This is a genomic window from Nocardioides sp. NPDC058538 (assembly GCF_042719275.1).
GTDB lineage: Bacteria > Actinomycetota > Actinomycetes > Propionibacteriales > Nocardioidaceae > Nocardioides.
The window spans coordinates 70,344-92,786 of sequence record NZ_JBHXNY010000002.1; the positions used below are offsets into that span (position 1 = coordinate 70,344).

Here is a 22,443-nt window from a genome sequence, read left to right on the forward strand (position 1 = left end):
GGGAGACACGGCCTAGAGATCGAGGTGGTCGCAGATCGCCTGCGCCCAGCGCTCATAGCCCGCGGGTGAGGCGTGGAAGCCGTCGGCAGCGAAGAAGGACGGCTCCGCGGGACCGAGGTCGGCGGAGCTGACCCAATGCACCGACGTACGTCCGGCGCAGACCAGCCGCGCTGCCGCGTCGAGCGCCTCCCCGCGCTCGGCGAGGTAGCGCCGCAGGGTGCGGGGGAGTGACGGGAACGCGCCGAACTCCGGGATCCCCGGGACCGCCGTGTGCGCGGCGTGCTCCTGGAGGGCCTCGACGATCACGGTCAGATCGCGTGTCCAGGCCTCGACCGAGCGACGCGCGAGGATGTCGTTGACGCCCACCAGGAGCACGGCGATCTCCCACTCACCGGTGACCTTGGTGAGGATGCCGTGCCGGATCCGCTCGCTGGTCGCGCCGTACTTCCCGAGGGCATGCCACTCGACCGGCCGCTCGGTCCGCTGCGCGATCGCACGTGCCATCGACCCGGCGAAGGCGAGGTCGTGCGTGGGGGCGCCGCGCCCCGAGGCGGACGAGTCTCCGATCACCATCAGCCGCAGCGGGGTGGTTCCGTCCTCGGCCGCCGGCGACGGCACGAACCCCTTCGTCGGGCCGTCCGGACGAGGCTCCTTTCCGATGGTCCGATGGACGTACGCGGCCTGTGCGGCGACCAGGGGGAGCAGCAGTGGATTCATCGTCTCTCCCTCGGCGAAACGTCGTGACGTACGTGCTCTTCCGTCGTTCTACAGCGCGTGCTCCGGCGGGTCTCCGACGTTGGCTGAACGGTGGGCGAATCTCCCCGGAAGGTTTGACACAGACCCTCCTCACCGCGGTCACCGTTGGGGTACAAGACAAGGGAATCAAAGACACGTGACCCGACTCACCGCGTGCCGGCCCTAGCATCACGCCCAGCTGTGAGCGCTCGACCACAACCCTCCCCTCACTCGAAGGAATGCGACGCCATGTCCGACTTCATCAGCGGCATCTTCAACCGCCACAAGAACGAGCAGCCAAAGGCCGGGGAGGGGGAGATGACCGACGTCTCCGCCCCTGGCTACGGCGAGAGCCTGGCCACCACCGAGGCCAGCGCGTACGTCACCGAGCCCCCCGCTTCGCCGATTGCCGAGCCGGTTGCCGAGGCCGTCGCCGAGCCTGTCATCGAGCCCATCGCCGAGGTCCCCGCGGTCGACCCGCTCTCCGACCCCGAGCACGTCGTCACCGACACTGAGGAGGCCTCCGCCGCCGAGGTGGCCGAGCTCGCCGCCGAGGAGGTCGAGGTGGGCAGCGACGTCGTAGGTGAGGTCGCTGAGACCGAGCCCGTCGAGGCTCCTGTCGACGAGGTTCCGGCCGAGGTGGTCGAGATCGAGGGCACGTACGAGGCGCCGCTCGAGGGCGTCGACGCCGAAGCCCCCGTCGCCGAGGCCGCCGAGGAGGTCGAGGAGAGCGTTGCCGGGGAGGCCACTGTCGAGGAGACGCCGGTTGACGAGGCGCCGGTCGAGACCGAGGCTGTCGTCGACGCCGCCGACGCCGAGGTCACGGACGCTGTGGACGAGGTCGACACCGAAGAGGTTGCCGAGGACGCGGTTGAGGACGTTGCTGTCGAGGGTGCAACTGAGGACGTCGTCGAGGCCACCGAGACCGATGAGGTTGCCGAGGTCGAGGTCGATGCCGAGGACACCTTCGTGCCCGCTGACGTGATCGAGTCCACGGAGGCCGAGGTCGAGGGTGGCTCCGAGGAGGTGTCGGCCGAGGCCGAGGAGACCGTCGTCGAGCCGGAGGGTGAGGAGCTCCCCGAGGAGTCGGCCGAGGTCGAGGACGCCGTAGTGACCGCGGACGAGGGTGAGGCGTCCGAGGTCGAGGACGTGGAGTCCTTCGAGCCCGAGGCCGAGGTGGCCGGATCGGTTGAGGCCGACGCTGAGGCGACCGAGGAGACCGTCGGTGAGGCGGAGGACGAGCTGACCGACGCCGAGGCCACGGAGACGTCCGAGTCGGCCGACCCTGCCGAGTCGGTGGAGGTCGACGCCGAGCCGGCCGACGAGGTTGTCGACGAGGCCGCTGACGTGACCGAGTCGGTCGAGGGCGACGCGGAGATCGTCGACGTCGTCGAGGACGAGGCGTCGGCCGAGGAGGCTGCTGCCGAGGAGGCGCCGGTGGAGACCGAGGACATCGTCCTGGCACCCGAGACCGACGAGGCGACCGAGGTGGAGATCGACGCCGTGGACGCCGACGTGACCGTCGAGGCTGTTGACGAGCCGGCCGAGGATATCGAGGAGATCGAGGAGGTCGAGGCGGCCGTCGAGCCGACCGACGTGGTCGAGGAGGCGCTCGTGGAGACCGAGGTCGAGGACACCGAGGCGATCGTCGACGAGGTGCCGACCGAGGAAGCTGCTGAGACGCCTGCCGATGAGGTCGCCGACGCCGTAGACACCGTCACCGAGGAGACCGAGTCGGCCGAGGAGCCCGCCGCGGTCGAGGAGATCGTGTCCGAGACCCCCGCGCCTGGCTTCGCGCCTGAGCCGGTCGTCGAGCCGGAGCCGACCGCCGACTCGACCCTGACCGGTGTCCTGCGCGCCGCTCGTGCCGCCCGCGAGGAGCGCGGGAAGTCGACCGTGAGCGAGGGCCTCGTCGAGCGCCTGGTCCACCACATCGTGGCCAAGGTCGAGGGCGTACACGCCATCGACGACCAGGGCACCACCGTCGACATCGCCGACGACGTCGCCAACATCACCGTGTCCTACGTGATCGCGTACGGCACCCCGGTCAAGGCCAACGCCGTCACCATCCGCACCCAGGTCATCGAGGCCGTCGAGGACTACTTCGACATCGACGTCGAGGCCGTCGACGTCAACGTGAGCGACTTCTACATCGCCTGATCCTCGTCGGGTGGCATGAGAGCCTCGGAGCGCGTCGCGCTCCGGGGCTCTCAATGTATGTCCACACGCCGCAACCATCCGGCTGATCGAGCCGCCTTGCTCCGCTGATCGAGCCGCCTTGCTCCGCTGGTCGAGCCGCCTTGCTCCGCTGGTCGAGCCGCCGGAGCCGTCCCGCTCCGCTGGTCGAGCCGCCGGAGCCGTCCCGGTCCGCTGGTCGAGCCGCCGGAGCCGTCCCGGTCCGCTGGTCGAGCCGCCTTGCCCCCGCTGGTCGAGCCGCCGGAGCCGCTAGGCGGAGGCGTGTCGAGACCAACACGATCCGCTTCCTCGGGAAATCTCGCCTAACGGGCTGTGCTTCGTTTCTGAGGTTCGCCGCCGACCCTTGCTTTGAGTGTTTCTCGATCGTGCGCCGCGTCAAGGACGCCCTTCGGGCGCCGGCTTCGCCGGCCGCTTCGCGGTCCTTGACTCGACACCCGATCGAGAAAGATTTCGCCTGTATCGGGGCGGCGGCGAGAGAGTGGCGCGGTGCTCAGGTGTCTTGTTCGCTGACCGCGTAATATGGGACTGACCTGCTTAAATAGGTCGCCTCATGGTGCCCTGTCGCATATAATAAGGCCTATGTACGAGATCATCGATCACCTCCTTGCTGGGCCGCCTCCGGGTGCGTCCGAGGCTGAGTTGGTCGACTGGATCGGCCGTCTCGAACAGGTCAAGTGCACCGCCGAGGCCGTCCAGGCCGAAGCAGCGGTACGCCTCGACCAAGCCGCCCGCGCCCGCCAGGTCGAGGCCGGGGTATCGGCCCGGAAGCTCGGCGAAGGTGTTGCTTCGCAGGTTGGGTTGGCGCGGCGGGTCTCACCGGAGAGGGGCGCCAAGCTCCTCGGGCTCGCGAAGATCCTCGTCGCCGAGATGCCGCACGCGTTCGCGTTGATGAAGGCCGGGCTGTTCTCCCAGTGGCAGGCCACCATCCTCGCCCGCGAGACCGCCTGCCTCTCACTCGACGACCGCAAGGTCATCGACCACGAACTCTGCGCCACCGGCCCGGACGCGCAGCCCGCCAAGGCGGTGTCGATGGGGTTGCGGCAGCTCGAGAACGCCGCCAAGAAACTCGCCATCACCCTCGACCAAGCATCCGTCGTCGCACGCGCCGCGAACGCGGCGAGGGACCGCCGCGTCAGCTTCCGGCCGGCGCCGGACACGATGACCTGGCTCGGCGCGCTCCTCCCCGTGAAAGATGGTGTCGCCGTCTTCGCGGCCCTGGACCAGGCGGCCAAGGCGGCTGCGGCTGCCGGTGACGAGCGCACTCGGGGCCAGGTCATGGCCGACACCCTCGTCGACCGAGTCACCGGCCGCAGCACCACCGGAGCCAAGCCTCGGATCGAGGTCAAGATCGTGATGACCGCCGACTCGCTCGCCAACGACGGCGACCAGCCGGCCATGGTGGAGGGCTACGGACCCGTCCCCGCTGGATGGGCCCGTGAGGCACTCGCCGATGCCGAGGTCTTCGTCCGACGGCTCTTCACCGACCCCACCGGGCAACTGGTCGCCATGGAATCCCGCTCCCGCAAAGCACCCGACGGGCTCGCGGAGTTCATCACCACGCGTGACGGAGGGATCTGCCGGACCAACGGCTGTGATGCGCCGATCCGGAACATCGACCACGTCGAGCGCCACGCAGATGGGGGTGCGACCAGTGCGGAGAACCTGCAGGGTCTCTGTGAAAGGTGCAATCAGGCCAAGGAAGCTCTCGGCTGGCGGGCCAGACCAGGACCCGACGGCAGCATCATCACCATCACACCCACCGGGCACACCTACACCAGCCCACCACCAGACACCTGGAAACCGGATCCACCACCACTGTCGCCGGCAGAGTTCGTGCTGCGCGACGTGCTCGTCGAACACACCCTCGCCGCCTGACCCACAGTCGGGATCAGGCGAGGGGGAGGAGGTCGCGTTCGGCGAAGACCTTCTTGGCGGTGAAGGTGGCGTTCAGGGCGCGGGGGAAGCCGCAGTAGACGGCGGAGTGGAGGAATGCCTCGATGATCTGTTCGGGGGTCAGGCCTACGTTGAGGGCGGCGTTGATGTGGACCTCGAGCTGGGGCTCGCAGCCACCCAGGGCGGTGAGCATGCCGAGGGTGACGAGCTGTCGGTCCCGCGGCTCGAGGCCGGGGCGGGCGTAGATCTCGCCGAAGCCCCAGGCGACGACCTGGTGGCCGAGCTCCGGGGCGATGTCGGCGAGGGAGTCGATGACGCGGGCGCCGGCCTCGCCGTCGATAGCGTCGAGGATCTCGCGGCCGTGGTCGTGGCGGGCGGCACGGGAGATGGGGTCCTGGGCGGGGTTCTCGAAGGTCATGCCGCGCACGCTAGGAGTTGGAGCGCACTCGAAGTCAACGGATCGACGCGGGCGCTAGGAGGCGTACGCGATCTGCTCCTGGATCTCGAAGCCGAGGCCGTCGGCGGCGGCGATGTAGACGTCCTGGTCCACGAGGTTGCCGTGCATGCGCATCAGGCCGCGGGGGCTGGAGTAGCTGTGATGGTCGGTGAGACGCAGCGTGGGCTCGACGTCGAGCCCGCCGCAGGCGTCGCCGATCTGGCGCAGGAACATCAGCGACTCGTAGCAGGACTCGCCCACTGCGTTGAGGGAGGGCGCGTACTCGCCGAAGCGGCGGTAGTAGCGATCGGCCAGGCTGGCCGACTCGGGAGTGGTGAGGCCGTCGAAGTAGGCGGCGGCCGCGAAGACGTTGGCGTTGGCGCCGGCGCCGCCGGCGAGCAGGGTGTTCTCCTCGACCGCGGGGCTCAGTCGGGTCAGCGACGAGCTCAGTCCGGCAGCGGCGAACTGTCGGTTGAAGTGCACCGCGTCCTGCCCCATCAGCAGCATGATCACGCCGTCCTGCTCGCCGCCCTCCAGGCCACGCAGCACGCCGGCGAAGTCGCGGGTCCCCAGCGGGACGTACGTCTCGCTCACCACCTCCGAGGGCGACCCGCGCAGCGCCGCCCGGGCCGTGGATCCGGTGACGCGCGGGAAGACGTAGTCGTTGCCGACCACCGCCCAGCGGGAGACGCCGTGGTTGGCCCGCATCCAGGCGGCGGCGGGGAGCAGCTGGTTGACCGGGCGCTCGCCGATCATGAAGACCCCAGGCGTGTCGTCGCCGCCCTCGTGCATGGCGGCGAAGGCGTACAGCGCCCGGCCGCCGACGCGGGCGGTGATCGCCTGGCGTACGGCGGAGATGTGCCAGCCGGCGATCGCATCGACCCGGCCGAGATCGACGAGCCGAGCGACCTCGGACGCGACCTCATGGGGTGCGCGCCCGGCATCGATCGCGACCAGCTCGACCGGCCTCCCGGCGATCCCGCCGCCGGCGTTGAGCTCCTCGGCGGCCAGCTCGCCGCAGGCCAGGCAGCCGGGACCGTAGATGCCGGTCGGGCCCTGCATCGGCACCACGAACGCTATCGAGAGGGCCTCCGGCGGACGCGGTGCGAGGCCCAGCAGGGCATGGGACGCCGGGGTGAACGACGGCGGGGACATCGGCACCTGCTCCCGAACGGAATGTTGTCCTGATGACTCACCATTGAGCCGTTGGGTGGTTAGGGTACGGCAGACAGCGATCGTGGGGAGGACTCATGAAGGTTGCCGAGACGGTCGGCACGGATCTGGCCGTGCTGCTCGCCCGGGCGCAGCGTCAGATCGAGCGCGCGCTCGCCGAGGCGTACGCCGAGTTCGACCTCACCGCGGAGCAGTGGCGCATCCTCAGCGTGCTGCTCGACGATCCGGGCCAGACCATGACGCGTCTCGCCGACGGCGCCGCCCTTCAAGCAGGCACCCTGACCAGGCACGTCGACCGGCTGGTCGAGCGCGGGCTGGTGCTACGCAAGATCCATGCCGCGGACAAGCGCCGCGCCGTGGTCGCGCTCTCGCCGGTGGGTGCCTCGGCAGCCCGGGAGATCCGCGCCCGCCAGCAGACCGAGGCCGTCGCCAGGGTCGCCCGCGACCTTCGGGCCGTCCTCGACACAATCGCTTGAGCTCGGCCGACTGAAGACGTTTCCGTCTGGAAACAAATCGTCGCGGAGTCCGATACATCGGCGAAACAACCCGTCCCTAGATTCCTTCCATTCGAGAGCAATTGTCCGATGGAAGGACCCCCATCCCGTGCGTACGAAATTCTCGAGCCGCCTCCTCGCGGCCGGCTCGGTGCTCGCCCTGGGCATGACCGCGACCGCCTGCGGCGGCGCGAAGACCGGTGACACCGCGACCAGCGAGAGCTGCGTCGACACCAGCGGCGACACCATCAAGATCGGCTTCCTCAACTCCCTGTCAGGGACGATGGCGATCAGCGAGACGACCGTCTTCAAGTCCCTGTCCATGGCGGCCGAGGAGATCAACGCCGACGGCGGTGTGCTCGGCAAGAAGCTCGAGATCGTCAGCGAGGACGGCCAGTCCGAGCCGACCGTCTTCGCCGAGAAGGCGACCAAGCTGATCCAGGACGACTGCGTCGCAGCCGTCTTCGGCGGCTGGACCTCCAGCTCGCGCAAGGCGATGCTGCCGGTCTTCGAGGGCAACGACGCGCTGCTCTTCTACCCGGTGCAGTACGAGGGACTGGAGTCCTCGCACAACATCTTCTACACCGGCGCGACCACCAACCAGCAGATCATCCCCGCCCTCGACTTCCTCAAGCAGGAGAAGAAGATCGAGTCGATCTTCCTGGTCGGCTCCGACTACGTCTTCCCGCGCACGGCCAACAAGATCATCAAGCAGTACGCAGCCGCGAACGGCATCGAGGTGCTCGGCGAGGAGTACCAGCCCCTGGGGTCGACCGACTTCGGCACGGTCGTCGACAAGGTCAAGGCCGGCGGCGCGGACGCGGTCTTCAACACCCTCAACGGTGACTCCAACGTGGCCTTCTTCAAGGAGTACAAGGGCAAGGGCCTGACCGCCTCGGCGATGCCGGTGCTCTCGGTCTCGATCGCCGAGGAGGAGGTCCCGGGCGTCGGCGTGGGCAACCTCGAGGGGCAGTACACCGCCTGGAACTACTACCAGACCATCGATAGCCCGGCGAACCAGAAGTTCGTCACCGACTTCAAGGCGGCCAACGGCGCCAAGGCGGTCACCTCCGACCCGATGGAGGCGGCCTACACCTCGCTGCACCTGTGGAAGGGCATGGTCGAGAAGGCGGACTCGTTCGAGGTCGAGGACGTCATCGACGCCGCAGGCGGCGTCACCTTCGAGGCGCCGGAGGGCACCGTCGAGGTCGACGGCGAGAACCACCACATCGCCAAGACCGCGCTCATCGGCCAGGTGAGCTCCGAGGGCCTGATCGACGCGGTCTGGTCGAGCGACAAGCCGATCGAGCCGGACCCCTACCTGAAGTCCTACGACTGGTGGAAGAACTAGCCCGTTGGACGCGCTCCTCGCCCAGGTCTTCACCGGCATCTCCGCCGGTGCGGTCCTGCTCCTCATCGCCCTCGGGCTCACCCTGACCTTCGGTCAGATGGGCGTGATCAACATGGCCCACGGCGAGTTCATCATGGCCGGCGCGTACACCGCCTATGTCGTCTCGACCATCGTCGCCAGCACCGAGCTGAGTCTGCTGATCGCGCTCCCCACGGGGTTCGTGGTCGGCGGGCTGCTCGGGCTGGCGCTCGAGGCGAGCGTGTTGCGGTGGATGTACGCCCGTCCGCTGGACACGCTGCTGGTCACCTACGGCGTCGGCCTTGTCCTGCAGCAGGTCGCGCGCGACATCTTCGGGGCTCCGGCCAAGGAGGTGCCCGCGCCGAGCTGGCTGGACGGGTCGATCCCGATCCTGGGCTACGACTTCCCGCTGACCAGGCTCTTCATCATCGTCCTGGCCGTGGCGTGTGTGGCCGCGCTGCTGGCGGTTCTCCGGTTCACCGCCCTCGGGCGGCAGATCCGGGCGACCGTCGGCAACCGCGACCTCGCCGAGACCATCGGCATCTCGACCCGTCGCACCGACCGGGCCACCTTCTTCATCGGTTCCGGCCTGGCCGGTGTGGCGGGGGTGGCGCTCACGCTGCTCGGGTCGACCGGTCCCAACCTCGGTACGTCCTACATCGTCCAGGCGTTCCTGGTGGTCGTGGTCGGTGGCATCGGGCACCTCAAGGGCACGATCGTCGCGGCTCTCGGCATCGGTCTGCTGCAGGCGTTCCTCGCCCATGCCCTGACCGGCTCGGTCGCCCAGGTGATCGTCTTCCTGGCGATCGTCGCGTTCCTGCAGCTGCGCCCGCAGGGCATCCTCTCGGTCCGGACCAGGAGCCTGGCATGAAGAAGCTCTCTCCGTACGTCGGCTGGCTGCTGCTCGCGGTCGCCCTGCTCGTCCTCGCCCCGGCGATCCTGTCCGACTTCCGCCTGGGCCTGCTCGCGAAGTACTGCTGCTACGCCATCGCCGCTGTCGGGATCGGCCTCGCCTGGGGCCGTGGCGGGATGCTGGTGCTCGGCCAGGGGCTCTACTTCGGCATCGGCGCCTACGCGATGGCGATGCACCTCAAGCTCGCCGACGCCGGTCCCGGCGGGGTGCCGGACTTCATGGCGCTCTACGGCGACGCCACGGTGCCGGGCTGGTGGGAGCCGCTGCGCAACGGCGGGCTGACGCTGGTCGTCATCATCGTCCTGCCGGCACTGGTGGCGGGCCTGCTGGGGCTCGCGGTCTTCAAGCGGCGGATCAAGGGGGCGTACTTCGCCATCCTGAGCCAAGCGCTCGCCGCCGCCTTCGCGATCCTGCTCGTCGGCCAGGTCAAGACCACCGGCGGCGCCAACGGCCTCAACAACTTCCAGGGCTTCTTCGGGTACGCCCTGTTCGACCCGGCCAACAAGCGGATGCTCTACTTCATCGCCGCCGGGATCCTGCTGGTCTCGATCCTGGTGATGGCCTGGCTCTATGGCACCCGCTTCGGCGAGCTGCTGGTCGCCGTCCGCGACGGCGAGGAGCGGGTGCGGTTCCTCGGCACCGACCCGGCCAACGTCAAGCTGGCGGCGTACGTCATTGCGGCCGTCCTCGCCTCGATCGGCGGTGCGCTCTTCGTGCCGATCGCCGGGATCGTCTCGCCCGATGACGTCGGCGTGGTCGCCTCCATCGGGCTGCTCGCCGGGGTCGCGCTGGGCGGGCGAGCCTCGCTGCTCGGCCCGGCCGTCGGCGCGCTCCTGATCGGCTACGCCGAGACCTCGCTCTCCGAGGCCTTCCCGGGCTCGTGGTCCTACTTCCAGGGGGCGCTGTTCGTGCTGGTCATCCTGCTGTTGCCGGGCGGGCTGGCGCAGCTGTTGGGGCTGATGAGAGGCCTGTTCTCGAGGCGATCGGAGCCCGAGAGGCCCGGGGAGCCCGAGCCACGGGTGGCTGAGGAGGTCACGGCATGAGCACGGAGACGCTGGAGGTCAGCGACCTGCGGGTCGAGTTCGACGGCTTCGTCGCGATCGACGGGGTCTCGCTGACCCTGGAGCCGGGCCGGCTGCACTTCCTGATCGGCCCCAACGGCGCCGGGAAGACGACGCTGGTGGACGCCCTGACCGGTCTGGCGAAGGGAGGTGGTGAGGCGCGTTATCGCACACGCGATCTGCTCGCGCTGGCATCGCACCGGATCACCCGCCTCGGGGTGGGGCGTACGTTCCAGACCGCCACGGTCTTCGAGGAGCTCAGCGTGCTGCAGAACCTCGACATCGCCGCCGGGGTGCACCGGGCGCGTTGGCGGCTGATGCTGCCGCGGCGGGGGATGTCCGAACAGGTCGCCGAGGTGCTGGAGACCGTCGGGCTCACGGAGCTGGCGGACCGGCCCGCGGGTGTCCTCTCGCACGGACAGAAGCAGTGGCTGGAGATCGGCATGCTGCTGGTGCAGGACTCCTCGGTGATGCTGCTCGACGAGCCCGTCGCCGGGATGTCGGCCGAGGAGCGGGAGGCGACCGGGGAGCTGCTGCGCCGGATCAGCCCGGAGCGGACGGTCGTGGTCATCGAGCACGACATGGACTTCGTCCGCCGGTTCGCCGACGTCGTCACCGTCCTGCATGCCGGGAAGGTGATCGCGGAGGGCACGGCTGCCGAGATCCGGGCCGACGCGCAAGTACAACGGGTCTACCTGGGCGACACCGTCGCCGGGGTGACCGAGACGAGCACGGGAACAGGGGAGGACGCCTGATGCTGAGGATCGAGTCGGTCACCGGCGGCTACGGCCGCACCACGGTGCTCCACGAGGTCAGCCTCGAGGTCCCGACGGGCGCCGCGGTGGCGCTGATGGGACACAACGGCGCCGGCAAGACGACCCTGCTCAAGGCGGCGGTCGGCCTGGTCCGGGCCAAGAGCGGCCGGGTGCTGCTCGACGGCGAGGACGTCACCGCGCTGCGACCGAGCGCACGCGTCAAGCGAGGCCTGGGCTACGTCCCGCAGGGCCAGCAGAGTTTCGGCGACATGACCGCGCTGGAGAATCTCCAGCTGGTCGGCGACCGATCCGGGATCAGCGAGATGCTCGACCTGTTCCCCGCGCTGAAGGACCTGCTCGGCAGGCGCGCCGGGCTGCTCTCCGGCGGCCAGCGCCAGCAGCTCTCGATCGCGCGTACGCTGCTGACCAGGCCGCGGCTGCTCATCCTCGACGAGCCGACCGAGGGCATCCAGCCCAACGTCGTCGTCGAGATCGAGCGGGTGATCGCCGAGCTCACCGGCCGTGGCGACCTCACCGTGCTGCTGGTCGAGCAGCACGTCGGGTTCGCGCTGCGTACGGCCTCTGCCTACTACATCCTCGAGTCCGGCCGGATCACCGCGCGCGGTGACGGCGGCTCCGAGGCGCACGATCACGTCCGATCCCAGCTGGCCGTCTAGGCCGGTCGTCCAGAGAGTTGGCGACATGCATCTGACCCCGTCCGACACCGAGAAGCTGCTGCTGTCCGTGGCCGGGATGGTCGCGCGCGACCGGCTCGCCCGTGGCGTGCTCCTCAACTACCCCGAGTCGGTGGCGCTGCTGTCCACCTGGGTGATCGAGCGCGCACGTGAGGGCGCCCTGGTCTCCGACCTGATGACGCAGGGGCGGGCCGTGCTGACCCGCGCGCAGGTCATGCCCGACGTGGTCGACATGCTCGTCGAGGTGCAGGTCGAGGCGACCTTCCCCGACGGCCGCAAGCTCGTCACCATCCACCAGCCCATCGCCTGAAGCCCAGCGCCTGAGGAGCCAGCATGTCCATGCAGTCCAGCGGTCCCGGAGCCGTACGCGTCGCCGACGGCACCATCCGGCTCAACACCGACCGGAGCGAGTCGGAGCGGCGTACGTTGGTGGTCCTCAACACCGGCGACAGACCGGTCCAGATCGGCTCCCACATCCATCTCGCCGAGGTGAACTCCGCGCTCGACTTCGACCGCGAGGCGGCCGAGGGGTTCCGGCTCGACATCCCCGCCGGCACCTCGCGTCGGTTCGAGCCGGGCGCGTCGCGTGAGGTCGCGATCGTCGCGCTCAAGGGCGCCCGCGTCGTGCCTGGCATCCAGATAAAGGAGGCGTGATGGTGGAGATCAGCAGGAGCGAGTACGCCGCGCTCTACGGACCCACGACCGGCGACCAGGTGCGGCTCGGTGACACCGACCTCTGGATCGAGGTCGAGGACGATCTGACCGCAGGTGGCGAGGAGTCGGTCTTCGGCGGCGGCAAGTCGATCCGCGAGTCGATGAACCAGTCGACGGTGCCGCGGGCCGAGGGCGCCCTCGACACGGTGATCACCAACGCCCTCGTCCTCGACCACTGGGGCATCGTCCGTGCCGACGTCGGGATCCGCAGCGGGAGGATCGTCGCCCTGGGTCGCTCCGGCAACCCCGACATCGCCGACGGCGTCCACCCCGACCTGGTCATCGGACCGGGCACCGACGTGGTCAGCGGCGAGGGGAAGATCCTCACCGCCGGGGCGATCGACGTCCATGTGCACCTGCTGTCAAGGTCCCAGATCGTCGAGGCGATCTCGACCGGGATCACCACCGTGGGCGGCGGCGGCACGGGACCCTCGGAGGGCTCCAAGGCCACCACGGTCACCCCCGGACCGTGGCACCTGGAGACCATCCACCGCGCGCTCGACGACATGCCGGTCAACCTGCTGCTGATGGGCAAGGGCAACACGGTCTCCGCGGCCGGTCTGGCCGAGCAGGCGCTCGCCGGCGCCGCCGCCTACAAGGTCCACGAGGACTGGGGCTCGACCCCGGCAGCGATCGATGCCGCTCTCAAGGCCGCCGACGAGCACGGCCTGCAGGTCGCGCTGCACTCGGACTCGCTCAACGAGGCGGGCTACCTGGAGTCGACGGTCGCAGCGATCGCGGGCCGTTCCATCCACGCTTTCCACGCCGAGGGCGCCGGGGGAGGGCACGCGCCCGACATCCTCTCGGTCGCCTCGCTGCCCCACGTCATCCCCGGTTCCACCAACCCGACCCTGCCGCACACCGTCAACACCGTCGCCGAGCACCTCGACATGCTGATGGTCTGCCACCACCTCAACCCGCGGGTGCCCGAGGACCTGGCCTTCGCCGAGTCCCGGATCCGGGCGACCACGATCGCCGCGGAGGACGTACTCCACGATCTCGGCGCGCTCTCGATCACCTCCTCCGACGCGCAGGCGATGGGCCGCATCGGCGAGGTGATCTGCCGAACCTGGCAGGTCGCCCACGCGATGAAGGCGCGGCTCGGGTCGCTGGGTGGGAAGGCGGACAACATCAGAGCCAAGAGGTACGTCGCGAAATACACGATCAACCCTGCCATCGCCCACGGGATCGCCGCCGAGGTCGGCTCCGTGGAGCCCGGCAAGATGGCCGACCTGGTTCTGTGGGACCCGCGGTTCTTCGGCGTCCGGCCCGAGGTCGTGATGAAGTCCGGCGCCCTGATCTGGGGTGCCCTCGGCGACCCGAACGCCTCCATCCCGACCCCGCAGCCGGTGCTCATGCGCCCGACGCTGGTGGGGCCGGGTGCGGACCATGCGGTCTCGTTCGTCGCGCCGTCAGCGCTCGACGCCGGACTCGCCGATCACCTCGGCCTGCGTCGCCGCCTCGTCGGCATCGAGCCGACTCGGGAGATCGGGAAAGCGCAGATGGTCAACAACTCCGCGACCCCCGAGATCCGGGTCGAGCCGGAGACGTTCCGCATCCACGTAGATGGCGAATTGATCGAGCCCGCCCCCGCGACCGAGCTGCCGCTGACGCAGCTCTACTCGATGTTCTGAGCGCGATGTCAGACGACCTGCTCATGATGCTGCTCGCCGACGCGCGCCTCCCGGTCGCCGGCCACACCCAGTCGGGCCAGCTGGAGGCGGCCGTACGCTCGGGGCTCACCGCCGAGCAGGTGCCGCTCTTCATGCGGTCGCGGCTGGCCAGCGTCGTGAGGGTCGAGGCGGGCACGGCGGTGGTCGCGCTGCATCGGCTGTGCGCCGGTCTGCTGCTGGAGCCGGTCTACGACGCCTGGGCGGCCCGCACCCCGGCGGCCCCCATGCGGGACACCTCGCGCAACCTCGGCCGTGCGCTGTTGCGGCTGGTCAGGCGCCTGTTCCCGGACTCGCCGCACCTCGCGGAGGTGGCCGGCATCGAGCGGCCCTGCCGCCCGATCGTCCTGGCCGCGGCGGCCGCCATCGGTGGCATCGCGCCGGCCTCGTTGGGCCGGCTGGTGGCGTACGACGACCTGCAGACGGTCGCCTCGGCATCCCTCAAGCTGCTGCCCCTCGACCCGCTCGACGCCACCTCGTGGGTGCACGACCTGCTCCCGGAGGCCGAGCGGCTCGCCACCGAGGTCGCCCCGCTCACCGAGCCCCATCACATCCCGGCGCCCAGCGCGCCCCAGCTAGACCTGTGGGCCCAGACCCACGCCCACACGACCAGGAGGTTGTTCAGTGCTTGAAAACATGACGAAGAACGGCAGGGGACTGCGCATCGGGGTGTGCGGTCCGGTCGGTACCGGTAAGAGCTCGCTGATCGCGCTGCTGTGCCGTGAGCTCTCCGCCGATCTGGAGATCGGCGTGGTCACCAATGACATCTACACCGACGAGGATGCCCGCTTCCTCCGCTCCGCCGGTGTGCTCGACCCGGCCCGCATCCGGGCCGTCGAGACCGGCGCCTGCCCCCACACCGCGATCCGCGACGACGTCACCGCCAATCTGATCGCCGTCGAGGAGCTCGAGGAGGAGTTCGCGCCGCTGGACGTGGTCCTGGTCGAGTCCGGCGGCGACAACCTCACCGCCACCTTCTCCCCGGCGCTGGTCGACACCCAGATCTTCCTGATCGACGTCGCCGGAGGTGGCGACGTCGCCCGCAAGGGAGGCCCGGGCATCGAGCGCGCCGACCTGCTCGTGGTCAACAAGACCGACCTCGCTCCGTACGTCGGTGTCGACCCGGTCGCGATGGTCTCCGACGCGGGGTCGGTCCGCGAGGGCCGCCCGGTCATCGCGCTCTCCCGCACCGACCCGGCCTCGGTTGAGGCGCTGGTCGAGTGGGTGAGGTCAGAGCTGACCCGGCACCGCGGCGGTGCCCTCGTCCCGGCCGACCCGGGTCCGATGGCGCCGCACTTCCACGCCGATGGCACCAGCCATGTCCATGACCACCAGCACGCCTGAGCTGGCCAGCGGCTCGCTGACGCGGGTGCGGGTCGAGGCGGTCGACGGTGGCCGGGTGCGCGTGGAGACCGACGTCACCGGGCCCTCGACGGCGCCGGCGCTGCGCCCGATGCTGCTCTCCAGCGACGCCCGCTCGGCGCGGATCTCGCTGGTCCCCGACGGCGCGATGCTCCTGGCCGGCGACCAGGTCACGGTCGAGGTCGAGGTGGGGGAGGGCGCGAGCCTGACCCTGGTCGAGCCGGCCGGGACGGTCGCCTACGACATGGACGGCGGCCACGCGTCCTGGTGCGTCGCGATCACCCTCGCCGCGGATGCCAGCCTGGTCTGGGCCGGTGAGCCCTTCGTGGTCTCCGCCGGTGCCGACGTCACCCGTGACACCCGGGTCACCCTCGCTCCCACGGCAAGGCTCGCCCTGCGCGAGACCCTCGTCCTCGGCCGTCACGGCGAGCGTCCCGGCCGGGTGGTCACCACCTGGTCGGCCCGCCAGGACGACGGGCGCCCGCTCCTGGTCGAGTCCCTCGACCTGGACGCGAGCTCGCTGGCCCCCGGAATCCTCGGCAGACACCGGGTGCTCGCGTCGGTGACCGCGCTCGGGCGAGACGTACCGACCGACGCCTGCCCGGAGGGCCGGCTCGACCTCGAGTGCGGCGGGACGCTGTGGCGCCACCTGGCGATCGAGACCCACGAGGTCCCGAACCAGCCCTGGGAATGCGCCACGACTGGTTGAGGTTTCAACAGGCGTGACTGACATCGAGTTCGGCCTGGACACCTTCGGCGGGGTCACCCGCGACGCCGAGGGCAAGCCGCAGCACCACGCGCAGGTGATCCGGAACATCGTCGAGGAGGGCGTGCTCGCCGACCAGGTCGGGCTCGACTTCTTCGGAGTGGGCGAGCACCACCGCCGCGACTTCGCCGTCTCCAGCCCGGAGATGGTGCTCGCCGCGGTCGCCTCCCGCACCGAGCGCCTGCGGCTCGGCTCCGCGGTGACCGTGCTCAGCTCCGACGACCCGGTGCGGGTCTTCGAGCGGTTCGCCACCCTCGACGCCGTCTCCCAGGGCCGCGCCGAGATCGTCGCCGGGCGCGGGTCGTTCACCGAGTCGTTCCCGCTGTTCGGCTTCGATCTCGCCGACTACGAGGAGCTCTTCGAGGAGCGTCTCGAGCTGCTCGCCGCCCTGCTCAAGGAGGAGAAGGTCACCTGGGAGGGCAGCACCCGCGCGGCGCTCACCGACCAGGAGGTCTTCCCGCGCACCGAGAACGGCCTGACCGCATGGGTCGGCGTCGGCGGGAGCCCGGAGTCGGTCGTACGCACCGCCCGCCACGGCTTCGGCCTCTTCCTGGCGATCATCGGCGGACCGGCCGACCGCTTCGCGCCCTACATCGACCTCTTCGAGCGCGCCCAGGACGAGTTCGGCAGGCCGCGGCAGCGCGTCGCCGTCCACTCGCCCGGGTTCGTCGCGCCGACCGACGAGCAGGCTCGCGAGACGGTCTACGAGGGCTGGCTGGCCATGCGCACCCAGATAGGCCGTGAGCGCGGCTGGCCGCCGCCCTCGCCCGGCGACTTCGAGCGCGAGATCGAGGGCGGGTCCCTCTACGTCGGCTCGCCGGAGACGGTCGCCCGGAAGCTGGCCGGCACCATCAAGGTGCTCGGCGTCGACCGGTTCGACCTCAAGTACGACCAGGGTCAGGTGCGCCACGAGGACCTGATGGGCTCGATCGAGCTCTACGGCACCCAGGTCGTGCCGCTCGTCAAGGACATGTTGGGCTGACCTCGACGGTCTCCACGCGCGTCGCCACCACCTCGCCGGCATGCAGAACGGTCCGCGAGGTGGGGCTGGCGGAGATGGCGGCGGCCGGTGTCGGAACGTCGAGGACCAGCAGGTCCGCCGGAGCCCCGACGACGATGCCGTACGCCTCCAGCCCGAGCGCTCGAGCGGCCGCGTTGGTGACCAGGTCGAGCGCCACGCTCAGGGTCTCGTCGGTGCGGAATCCGGACTGGTAGGCGACCTGGCGCGCGATCGCGAGCATGTCGCCGTCGCCGTAGGGCCACCAGGCGTCACGGATGTTGTCCGAGCCGGACCAGACAACGGCGCCCACCTCGCGCAGCGCCAGCACCGGCGGCATCGGCCCGGTCGGCCCGTTGGTCAGCACCGAGACGCCCGCCTCGGCGAAGAGCCCACCGACCCGGCGGGCCTCCTCGAGGGGGATCGAGGAGGCGCCCGTACGCGTGGCTGACGTTCACCTTCCCGCCCAGCCCCTCGGTTCGGGTGCGGGCGGCGATCAGCTCGTACTGGCGTACGGCGCTCGCGCCCAGGTCGTGGAGGTGGATGTCCACGCCGGCGCCGTGCCGGGCGGCGAGCCCGAAGACGACGTCGAGGTGGGCCCCGGCGTCGCCGTCGAAGCCGTCCGGGTCGAGCCCGCCGACGAGGTCCGCGCCCGCGGCCAGCGCCTCGTCGAGGAGCTTCTCGGTTCCGGGCGAGGTGGTGATCCCGCTCTGCGGGAGGGCGACGATCTCGATGCGCAGCCGGTCACGAAGAGCCTCGCGCACCTCCAGAACCGCCTCCAGCCCGGCCAGGCCGACATCGGGGTCGATGTCCACATGTGTACGCACCGTCCCGGTGCCGAACGAGATCATCTGCTCCGCCAGCGCGCGAGCGCGCTCCACCACGGGCACGCCGACCTCGCCGCGCAGGGTGTGCTCGGCCGCCACCCGTTCGCGGACGGTCGTGCCGGGGCGGTGCGGCTGCCAGCCGGAGCCGACCAGGGTCTTGTCCAGATGGGCGTGACCGTTGACCAGGGCGGGCAGGAGGAGCGCGCCGTCCAGGTCCAGGTCCGCGCCGCCCGCCGGCGACGATGCGGGCGAGATCCCCGAGATCCCCGAGATCCCCGAGATCCTCCCGTCGGCCAACGAGACGTCGACCCGGGAGCCGTCCGCGAGAGTGGCGTTGCGAAGTGTCCTGCTGGTCATGAGGTGACCTCCATGGTCTGCGTACGGATCCTGCGCTGGCGGTGGACGAGCGCCCCCGACCGGATCGAGGCCAGGACCGAGGGCACGTGCAGTGCGACGAGACGGGGGTCCTCGGTGTCCAGGACGACCAGGTCGGCGATGTCGCCGGCGGTCGTGCCGTGCGGGGCCCGTCCGAGGATCCCGGCCGGGTGGTCGGTGATCGAGGCGACGAGCAGGTCCAGCATCTCAGGGCCGACCAGCTGCCGGGTCAGCCCGGCGGTCCACGCAGCCTGGAGCAGGTTGCCGTTGCCGTACGGCGAGAAGGCGTTGTGCAGGTTGTTGTTCGAGACCGCGACCCGCACCCCGGCGGCGTGGGCACGCTCCAGCGGAGCCAGGCTGCGGCTGCCGGGCTCGCCGGCCCCGCCGAGATAGAGGTCGGTCGCAGGCATGACGACCAGCGAGATCCCGGCCTCCGCCATCAACGCGTACGCCACCTCCTGCTCGTCCACGGGCATCGCCGCCAGCTTGGTGACGTGCCCGATGGTGACCTGCCCCTGCATGCCGAGGGCGCGGGTGCGCTCGGCGACGGCCGCGACCATCGACCCGGACGGGTCGTCGTCGAAGTCGAGGTGCAGGTCGACCGGGAGCCCGAACCGCTCGGCCAGGCCGAAGACGGTGTCGAGGTGGGCCTCCTGGTCGTCGTCGACATAGGGACACCCGCCGACGACACCGCCGCCATGCCGCAGTGCGGCGCTCATCAGCGCGGTCACCTCGCGGCTGAGCCCGTTCTGCGGGAAGACCGAGAGCTGCAGGTCGATCCGCTCGGCGTTCTCCTCGCGCAGCGCGATGTGCAGGTCGAGCATGTCGAGCCGGATGTCGGCGTCGACCTCGACGTGCGCCCGCGCGGCCACGACCCCGTGGCGCACCAGCGACTCCACGCCCCGCCGGGCGCCGATCTCGACGATCCCCGCGGGCTGCGTACGCCGCACCTCCTGCATCAGCGCGATCGCCGGGCCCACGCCCGGGCCGGTGGGCTCGAGCCCACCGGCGCCGAGCAGATGGGCCTTGTCGAGGTGGACGTGGGCGTCGACGAAGGCGGGCATCACGACCGCTCCGGCGGCATCCAAGACGGTCTCCGGCCCGATGGGGGACGGGTCGGAGACCGTCGAGACGATTCCGGCGTCGATCCCGAGATCGAGCAGGCCGGTGGGCGTACGAGCCCCGAGAATGCGTGCGATCACAGTGCTTGCTCGATGTGGGGTCAACGCTTGATCTCGGGGTCGATGTAGTCGTTGGTGACCAGCTCGTCGCCGGTGATCTCCGGAACGTCCTTGCCGCCGTCCTTCAGCACCGCGGTCATCGTCTCGATCACGCTGTCGACGCGCGCGACGTCGAAGCTGCCGTACGCGCCGTCCGGGCCGTTCGCGACGAGCCCCTCCTCGATCTGGACCTTCACCGAGTTCGCGTTGCCGCCCGCGGTGATCGGGGGGCCGTCCTTGATGGCGTCGGCGATCTCGATCAGGGTGTCGTTGACCGGCTTCGGGTCTTTCAGGTAGTCGATCTGCGACTGCTGCAGCAGCGGCACCAGCTCCTCCAGACACGGGCTCAGCGTCTCCTCGTCGTCCGCCCGGACCGCGTACGCCTGCTGGTAGACCTGGTAGCCGGCGTCGTCGAGCATCAGGTGGGCGGTCGGCTTCGCCCACTCGGCGACGTCGTGCTCCCAGCGGTAGGGCTCGTTGCTGACGTAGCCCTGCTGGAACAGCGCGCCGTCGTCGGCGACGAACCGGCTCGGGCTGCCGTCGAAGGAGCCGTCGAGCTGCTGAGCGTCGACGAGGCCCTCGTGGGCGAGGTAGTCGACCCAGCTGACACCCTGGGCGTGCAGGACCGGCGCACCGGTGGCCTTGACGTCGTCCCAGCTCTTCACGTCGGGGAACTTGGCCGGGTCGAACATCACCATGAACGGCGACTTCTGCATCATCGTGAACACCCCACGGGTGGGGAATTTCTCGTAGTCGCGGATCGCGATGTCAGTGGCGACCACCCCGAGGTCGATGGTGTCGTCGGTGTACATCTGCGCGGTCACCGGCTGACCGCCGATGAACGGCCCGCCGAGCCGGATCTCGGCGGTGACCCCGGTGTCACCGATCTCGCCGACGTAGGCGCCCTTGTCGACGTCGATCTCGCCGTCGGGCCCGATCAGGTTGTAGGCGGGGGAGCGCTCGGGGGTGGCGTACCAGTCGGTCTGGACGACCACGGTCGCAGGGCAGGCGGCGGCGAGCGATCCCTTCGGGGCGTCGGGGTCGCCGATCGCCTCCTCGCTGCCACCGCAACCGGTGAGCGCGAGCGCGGCGAGGGCGGTGGTTGCGGTGATCCGGGTCCAACGGGCGTACGTCATGGGGTTCTCTCCAGTGTGGGGGTCAGCGGCGAGGTGAACGGCGGGCCTCGACGGCGCGCAGGACGGCGCCGAAGAGCAGGAAGAGGGCGATCCCGACCAGCGAGGAGGCGGCCAGAGCGGCCATCATCAGATCGGTGTCGAGGCTCTGCCGGTAGGTGTCGATCAGCCGGCCGATGCCGGGCTGTCCCTGCCGGAAGAAGAAGTCGGCGATGATCGAGCCGACCACGGCCATGCCGGCCGAGATCCGGAAGCCGGCGAGCGCGGCCGGGAGTGCTGCGGGCAGCTGCAGGTGGATGAGCCGCTGCCACCGCGAGGCGCGGAAGAGCGAGAACTGGTCGTGCAGGTTGTCGTCGACCGAGGCGATCCCGAACATCGTGTTGGTGATGATCGGGAACAGCGAGTGCAGCACGCACACGACCAGCCGCGAGGTGAACTCATAGCCGAACCAGAACCCGAGCAGCGGCACCATCGCCAGGATCGGGATCGTCTGCAGGATCACGGCGTACGGATAGAACGACGCCTCCGCCCAGCGGGCCTGGCTCATCACGATCGCGAAGAAGACGCCGATCGCCATCGCCAGCAGCAGACCGGCCAGGGCGACCTTCGTGGTCGACCACAGCGCGGTGAAGATCTCGGTGCGGCCGGCCTGCTCCAGGAAGCCTGCCTCGAGCACCTCCCAGGGTGAGGGCAGCAGGAACTGGCGGGTGGGGGAGAGGAGCTGGGTGCTGACCAGCGTCCACACCCCGAGGACGACCACCAGAGTGAGGATGGGGGCGACCCAGCGTACGGTCCGGCTGCCGTGGCCCGGGTCGAAGCGGAGGAACGGGACCGTCGTCAGCGCGCGGGTCTCCGGCTGGGTCTCGACCAGCGTGGTCATGCCGCCTCCTCGGTGCTGCGGTGGGCGCCGGCGAGCGCGTCGGAGACCTGGCGGCACAGCTCGGCGTACTCGCTGGTGAAGCGCAGCCCCGCGGGGCGCGGCCGGGGCAGGTCGATGCGGAGGTCGGCGACGATGCGTCCCGGCTGGGAGGAGAAGATCAGCACCCGGTCGGAGAGGAAGACCGCCTCGGGGACGGAGTGCGTCACGAAGATCCCGGTGAACGGGTCGGTCGCCATCAGGGTGTCGAGCTGGCCGTTGAGGTCCTGGCGGGTGATCTCGTCCAGGGCCCCGAACGGCTCGTCGAAGAGGAACAGCTCCGGCCGCTGGACCAGCGAGCGAGCGATCGAGACCCGCATCCGCATCCCACCCGAGAGCTGGGCCGGGCGATGGTCCGCGTACGCAGCCAGCCCGACGACCTCGAGCGCCACGCGTGCCCGCTCCTCGGCCTCCGCCTTCTTCGTCCCGGCGAGCCGCAGCGGGAGGACCACGTTGCCCAGTGCCGTACGCCACGGCAGCAGCGTCGCGTCCTGGAAGACGTAGCCGACCTCGCCGTCGCCGCGCTCGACACTGCCGCTGGTGGGCAGGTCGAGGCCGGCGACCATGCGGAGCATCGTCGACTTGCCGCAGCCCGAGGGCCCGACGAAGGAGACGAACTCACCGGCGCGGATCTCGAAGCTCGCCTCGGCGAGCGCGGTGGTGCCGTTGGGGAACGACCTGGTGACGCTGTTGCCGGCCACCAGCACGGGCGGCTCCGTATACCGTTCGGTCATTCTTGTATA

Annotated in this window: 24 protein-coding genes; 15 read left to right on the forward strand and 9 right to left on the reverse strand. The window is 70.2% G+C overall.

What is annotated here, in order from left to right; all coding sequences use genetic code 11:
- Positions 1 to 12 precede the first annotated feature (12 nt).
- Positions 13 to 717 carry an SGNH/GDSL hydrolase family protein gene (locus ACFWQC_RS02305; protein WP_378672494.1) on the reverse strand — a complete coding sequence of 235 codons (705 nt, stop codon included), beginning with the start codon at positions 715 to 717 and terminating at the stop codon, positions 13 to 15.
- Between the two features lie 267 nt (positions 718 to 984).
- Between ACFWQC_RS02305 and ACFWQC_RS02310 the strand changes: the two genes are divergently transcribed.
- A complete protein-coding gene (locus tag ACFWQC_RS02310; protein ID WP_378672496.1) occupies positions 985 to 2,895 on the forward strand; it encodes a hypothetical protein in 1,911 nt (636 codons plus the stop codon).
- Between the two features lie 615 nt (positions 2,896 to 3,510).
- Positions 3,511 to 4,806 carry an HNH endonuclease gene (locus tag ACFWQC_RS02315; protein WP_378672499.1) on the forward strand — a complete coding sequence of 432 codons (1,296 nt, stop codon included), beginning with the start codon at positions 3,511 to 3,513 and terminating at the stop codon, positions 4,804 to 4,806.
- Positions 4,807 to 4,819: 13 nt separating this feature from the next.
- Here the strand turns inward: ACFWQC_RS02315 and ACFWQC_RS02320 are convergent, their stop codons facing one another.
- A complete protein-coding gene (locus tag ACFWQC_RS02320) occupies positions 4,820 to 5,242 on the reverse strand; it encodes a carboxymuconolactone decarboxylase family protein (RefSeq protein ID WP_378672502.1) in 423 nt (140 codons plus the stop codon).
- A 54-nt stretch (positions 5,243 to 5,296) separates the two neighbouring features.
- A complete protein-coding gene (locus ACFWQC_RS02325) occupies positions 5,297 to 6,415 on the reverse strand; it encodes a substrate-binding domain-containing protein (protein WP_378672505.1) in 1,119 nt (372 codons plus the stop codon).
- Positions 6,416 to 6,510: 95 nt separating this feature from the next.
- Between ACFWQC_RS02325 and ACFWQC_RS02330 the strand changes: the two genes are divergently transcribed.
- From ACFWQC_RS02330 to ACFWQC_RS02390, 13 genes are all read left to right on the forward strand, one after another.
- Complete coding sequence (locus ACFWQC_RS02330; protein ID WP_378672508.1) at positions 6,511 to 6,909, forward strand: MarR family winged helix-turn-helix transcriptional regulator; 399 nt, start codon at positions 6,511 to 6,513, stop codon at positions 6,907 to 6,909.
- Between the two features lie 127 nt (positions 6,910 to 7,036).
- A complete protein-coding gene (gene urtA / locus ACFWQC_RS02335; protein ID WP_378672511.1) occupies positions 7,037 to 8,278 on the forward strand; it encodes an urea ABC transporter substrate-binding protein in 1,242 nt (413 codons plus the stop codon).
- Positions 8,279 to 8,282: 4 nt separating this feature from the next.
- A complete protein-coding gene (gene urtB / locus ACFWQC_RS02340) occupies positions 8,283 to 9,167 on the forward strand; it encodes an urea ABC transporter permease subunit UrtB (protein ID WP_378672513.1) in 885 nt (294 codons plus the stop codon).
- Positions 9,164 to 10,252, forward strand: coding sequence for an urea ABC transporter permease subunit UrtC (urtC, locus tag ACFWQC_RS02345; protein WP_378672516.1), 1,089 nt, complete (start codon positions 9,164 to 9,166; stop codon positions 10,250 to 10,252). Before urtB ends, urtC begins: the two co-directional genes overlap by 4 nt.
- A complete protein-coding gene (gene urtD, locus ACFWQC_RS02350) occupies positions 10,249 to 11,025 on the forward strand; it encodes an urea ABC transporter ATP-binding protein UrtD (RefSeq protein ID WP_378672519.1) in 777 nt (258 codons plus the stop codon). The genes urtC and urtD overlap by 4 nt, the downstream gene beginning before the upstream one ends.
- A complete protein-coding gene (locus ACFWQC_RS02355; protein ID WP_378672522.1) occupies positions 11,025 to 11,702 on the forward strand; it encodes an ATP-binding cassette domain-containing protein in 678 nt (225 codons plus the stop codon). The genes urtD and ACFWQC_RS02355 overlap by 1 nt, the downstream gene beginning before the upstream one ends.
- 25 nt (positions 11,703 to 11,727) lie before the next feature.
- Positions 11,728 to 12,030, forward strand: a complete 303-nt coding sequence (locus tag ACFWQC_RS02360; RefSeq protein WP_378672524.1) for an urease subunit gamma — start codon at positions 11,728 to 11,730, stop codon at positions 12,028 to 12,030.
- A 29-nt stretch (positions 12,031 to 12,059) separates the two neighbouring features.
- Positions 12,060 to 12,374 (forward strand): urease subunit beta, encoded by a 315-nt coding sequence (ureB, locus tag ACFWQC_RS02365; protein ID WP_357356580.1) that lies wholly within the window; start codon positions 12,060 to 12,062, stop codon positions 12,372 to 12,374.
- A complete protein-coding gene (locus tag ACFWQC_RS02370; protein WP_378672527.1) occupies positions 12,374 to 14,068 on the forward strand; it encodes an urease subunit alpha in 1,695 nt (564 codons plus the stop codon). Before ureB ends, ACFWQC_RS02370 begins: the two co-directional genes overlap by 1 nt.
- 5 nt (positions 14,069 to 14,073) lie before the next feature.
- Positions 14,074 to 14,736: an urease accessory UreF family protein gene (locus ACFWQC_RS02375; RefSeq protein ID WP_378672530.1), complete on the forward strand. Its 663-nt coding sequence runs from the start codon at positions 14,074 to 14,076 to the stop codon at positions 14,734 to 14,736.
- Positions 14,729 to 15,448 carry an urease accessory protein UreG gene (gene ureG, locus ACFWQC_RS02380; RefSeq protein ID WP_378672533.1) on the forward strand — a complete coding sequence of 240 codons (720 nt, stop codon included), beginning with the start codon at positions 14,729 to 14,731 and terminating at the stop codon, positions 15,446 to 15,448. Before ACFWQC_RS02375 ends, ureG begins: the two co-directional genes overlap by 8 nt.
- Positions 15,423 to 16,175 (forward strand): urease accessory protein UreD, encoded by a 753-nt coding sequence (locus ACFWQC_RS02385; RefSeq protein ID WP_378672536.1) that lies wholly within the window; start codon positions 15,423 to 15,425, stop codon positions 16,173 to 16,175. Before ureG ends, ACFWQC_RS02385 begins: the two co-directional genes overlap by 26 nt.
- 13 nt (positions 16,176 to 16,188) lie before the next feature.
- A complete protein-coding gene (locus tag ACFWQC_RS02390; RefSeq protein ID WP_378672538.1) occupies positions 16,189 to 17,214 on the forward strand; it encodes an Atu2307/SP_0267 family LLM class monooxygenase in 1,026 nt (341 codons plus the stop codon).
- On the opposite strand, the gene ACFWQC_RS02395 is transcribed toward ACFWQC_RS02390, so the two are convergent.
- The 6 genes from ACFWQC_RS02395 to ACFWQC_RS02420 are packed head-to-tail and all read right to left on the reverse strand — an operon-like array spanning position 17,195 to position 22,434.
- Positions 17,195 to 17,596 carry an amidohydrolase family protein gene (locus ACFWQC_RS02395; RefSeq protein WP_378672540.1) on the reverse strand — a complete coding sequence of 134 codons (402 nt, stop codon included), beginning with the start codon at positions 17,594 to 17,596 and terminating at the stop codon, positions 17,195 to 17,197. The two genes, ACFWQC_RS02390 and ACFWQC_RS02395, sit on opposite strands and share 20 nt — an antisense overlap.
- Positions 17,502 to 18,413, reverse strand: a complete 912-nt coding sequence (locus ACFWQC_RS02400; protein WP_378672543.1) for an amidohydrolase family protein — start codon at positions 18,411 to 18,413, stop codon at positions 17,502 to 17,504. Before ACFWQC_RS02400 ends, ACFWQC_RS02395 begins: the two co-directional genes overlap by 95 nt.
- Positions 18,410 to 19,633: an amidohydrolase family protein gene (locus ACFWQC_RS02405; RefSeq protein WP_378672546.1), complete on the reverse strand. Its 1,224-nt coding sequence runs from the start codon at positions 19,631 to 19,633 to the stop codon at positions 18,410 to 18,412. The genes ACFWQC_RS02400 and ACFWQC_RS02405 overlap by 4 nt, the downstream gene beginning before the upstream one ends.
- A 20-nt stretch (positions 19,634 to 19,653) precedes the next feature.
- A complete protein-coding gene (locus ACFWQC_RS02410) occupies positions 19,654 to 20,787 on the reverse strand; it encodes a hypothetical protein (protein ID WP_378672549.1) in 1,134 nt (377 codons plus the stop codon).
- A gap of 22 nt (positions 20,788 to 20,809) precedes the next feature.
- Entirely contained in the window at positions 20,810 to 21,664 is an 855-nt protein-coding gene (locus ACFWQC_RS02415) for an ABC transporter permease (RefSeq protein WP_378672552.1), read from the reverse strand.
- Positions 21,661 to 22,434 (reverse strand): ABC transporter ATP-binding protein, encoded by a 774-nt coding sequence (locus tag ACFWQC_RS02420; protein WP_378672555.1) that lies wholly within the window; start codon positions 22,432 to 22,434, stop codon positions 21,661 to 21,663. The genes ACFWQC_RS02415 and ACFWQC_RS02420 overlap by 4 nt, the downstream gene beginning before the upstream one ends.
- Between the last annotated feature and the right edge of the window lie 9 nt (positions 22,435 to 22,443).

Coding starts and splice junctions, on each gene's coding strand:
- ACFWQC_RS02305 (WP_378672494.1), bottom strand. CDS start 717: ATGAATCCACTGCTGCTCCCCCTGGTCGCCGCACAGGCCGCGTACGTC.
- ACFWQC_RS02310 (WP_378672496.1), top strand. CDS start 985: ATGTCCGACTTCATCAGCGGCATCTTCAACCGCCACAAGAACGAGCAG.
- ACFWQC_RS02315 (WP_378672499.1), top strand. CDS start 3,511: ATGTACGAGATCATCGATCACCTCCTTGCTGGGCCGCCTCCGGGTGCG.
- ACFWQC_RS02320 (WP_378672502.1), bottom strand. CDS start 5,242: ATGACCTTCGAGAACCCCGCCCAGGACCCCATCTCCCGTGCCGCCCGC.
- ACFWQC_RS02325 (WP_378672505.1), bottom strand. CDS start 6,415: ATGTCCCCGCCGTCGTTCACCCCGGCGTCCCATGCCCTGCTGGGCCTC.
- ACFWQC_RS02330 (WP_378672508.1), top strand. CDS start 6,511: ATGAAGGTTGCCGAGACGGTCGGCACGGATCTGGCCGTGCTGCTCGCC.
- urtC (WP_378672516.1), top strand. CDS start 9,164: ATGAAGAAGCTCTCTCCGTACGTCGGCTGGCTGCTGCTCGCGGTCGCC.
- urtD (WP_378672519.1), top strand. CDS start 10,249: ATGAGCACGGAGACGCTGGAGGTCAGCGACCTGCGGGTCGAGTTCGAC.
- ACFWQC_RS02355 (WP_378672522.1), top strand. CDS start 11,025: ATGCTGAGGATCGAGTCGGTCACCGGCGGCTACGGCCGCACCACGGTG.
- ACFWQC_RS02360 (WP_378672524.1), top strand. CDS start 11,728: ATGCATCTGACCCCGTCCGACACCGAGAAGCTGCTGCTGTCCGTGGCC.
- ureB (WP_357356580.1), top strand. CDS start 12,060: ATGCAGTCCAGCGGTCCCGGAGCCGTACGCGTCGCCGACGGCACCATC.
- ACFWQC_RS02370 (WP_378672527.1), top strand. CDS start 12,374: ATGGTGGAGATCAGCAGGAGCGAGTACGCCGCGCTCTACGGACCCACG.
- ACFWQC_RS02375 (WP_378672530.1), top strand. CDS start 14,074: ATGTCAGACGACCTGCTCATGATGCTGCTCGCCGACGCGCGCCTCCCG.
- ACFWQC_RS02385 (WP_378672536.1), top strand. CDS start 15,423: ATGTCCATGACCACCAGCACGCCTGAGCTGGCCAGCGGCTCGCTGACG.
- ACFWQC_RS02400 (WP_378672543.1), bottom strand. CDS start 18,413: ATGACCAGCAGGACACTTCGCAACGCCACTCTCGCGGACGGCTCCCGG.
- ACFWQC_RS02410 (WP_378672549.1), bottom strand. CDS start 20,787: ATGACGTACGCCCGTTGGACCCGGATCACCGCAACCACCGCCCTCGCC.
- ACFWQC_RS02415 (WP_378672552.1), bottom strand. CDS start 21,664: ATGACCACGCTGGTCGAGACCCAGCCGGAGACCCGCGCGCTGACGACG.
- ACFWQC_RS02420 (WP_378672555.1), bottom strand. CDS start 22,434: ATGACCGAACGGTATACGGAGCCGCCCGTGCTGGTGGCCGGCAACAGC.